At 70.1% G+C, this 1,342-nt stretch carries 1 protein-coding gene and 1 pseudogene; both read left to right on the top strand.

Annotated elements, in window-relative coordinates:
* Window positions 1-525: pseudogene (locus ABZ570_RS27220) on the top strand (hypothetical protein); the annotation flags it as partial.
* Window positions 512-1,261 carry a class F sortase gene (locus tag ABZ570_RS27215; RefSeq protein ID WP_358069459.1) on the top strand — a complete coding sequence of 250 codons (750 nt, stop codon included), beginning with the start codon at window positions 512-514 and terminating at the stop codon, window positions 1,259-1,261. The pseudogene ABZ570_RS27220 and the gene ABZ570_RS27215, both read left to right, overlap by 14 nt.
* The last annotated feature ends 81 nt before the right edge of the window (window positions 1,262-1,342 follow it).

The following is a 1,342-nucleotide window of genomic DNA, read 5'->3' as shown; positions in this document are numbered from 1 at the left end:
GCCGAGTTCAAGGACGAAGAGAACAAGAAGCCCGAGTTCAAGGACGAGAAGGGCATGGACTGGGGCAGCCAGTCGGAGGAGAGCTGGCAGCCGGGGGCCGGCCAGGGCGGCGGCATGACCGACGACCAGTCGGACAAGGACCGCAAGGACCACGAAGGCAAGGAAGAGGAGCGCAAGAACGAGGAGCGCAAGAACGAGGAGCGCAAGGACGAAGAGCGCAACGAGCAGGACAACAAGGAGCACGACGCCAAGGAGCAGGACCGCAAGGACTTCGACCACATGGACGAGGACCGCAAGGGTCACGACGGCAAGGACGGCCACTTCAAGGACGAGGACCGCAAGGACTTCGACCGCAAGGACAAGGACCACTGCTTCCCCCGCGGCCACGTCGACGGCGGTGACGGTGGCATGACCACCACCAGCATGGACCGCACCATGGCTGCCAGCGGGGTGGGCGTGATCAGCGCCGCCGCCCTGGGCGGGATGGTCCTGCTGCGCCGGCGGCGGGCCAATGACCTCGTCTGACCGGACGGCGACACGGGCCGGCGGCCGTCACGGGAGACCGTGGCGCGCCGCCGGCGCGGCCGTCGTCGTCCTCCTCGCCATGCTGGGCGCCGGCCTGATCGGCGCGTCCTTCCGGACCGTGCCGCCGCCCCGCCCACCCCAACCGCTCGCCCAGGCCGGCCCGGCCCCCACCTCAGCCGCTCTCCCGGGCCCCTCAGAGAGCACCGGCACGGTGACCGCGGACCAGGCATCCGCCGGCGAGACGGCGCTGCCGGACCCGGACCTGGCCCCCGCCGCGCTGCCCCGGTCGGCCCCGACCACCATCGCGATCCCCCGCATCGGCGTGCACGCCGAGATCATGAGCCTCGGTCTGAACGCGGACGGCACAGTTCAGGTGCCCCCGCTGGAACAGGCCATGAAGGCGGGCTGGTACTCCCTCGGGGCCAGCCCGGGGGAGGTCGGCAACGCGGTCGTCGTCGGCCACGTCGACTCGGCCAAGCTCGGTCCGGCGGTCTTCTTCAACCTCGGCGCACTCAAGCCGGGCGACACCATCAGCGTCGCCCGGGAGGACGGCTCCACCGCCACCTTCACCGTGAATGAGGTGAAGTCGTACCCGAAGAACGCCTTCCCCACCGAGCTGGTCTACGGCCCCAGCGACAGAGCCGGTCTCCGGGTGGTCACCTGCGGCGGGCAGTTCGACCAGAACTCCGGCAGCTACCTCAACAACGTCATCGCGTTCGCCACGATGACCCCATGAGGCGCGTGGACGGGCGCGGCCCGGTGCCCGAGTTGATCATCTTCCACAGCGGGTTCTCCTGCGGCAGCGCGTTGTCCATCT

The sequence above is a fragment of the Micromonospora sp. NPDC007271 genome (assembly GCF_040634005.1).
Lineage (GTDB): Bacteria > Actinomycetota > Actinomycetes > Mycobacteriales > Micromonosporaceae > Micromonospora.
The sequence above is the reverse complement of the archived record's forward strand: the minus strand, read 5'-3'. Positions and strand labels throughout refer to the sequence as shown.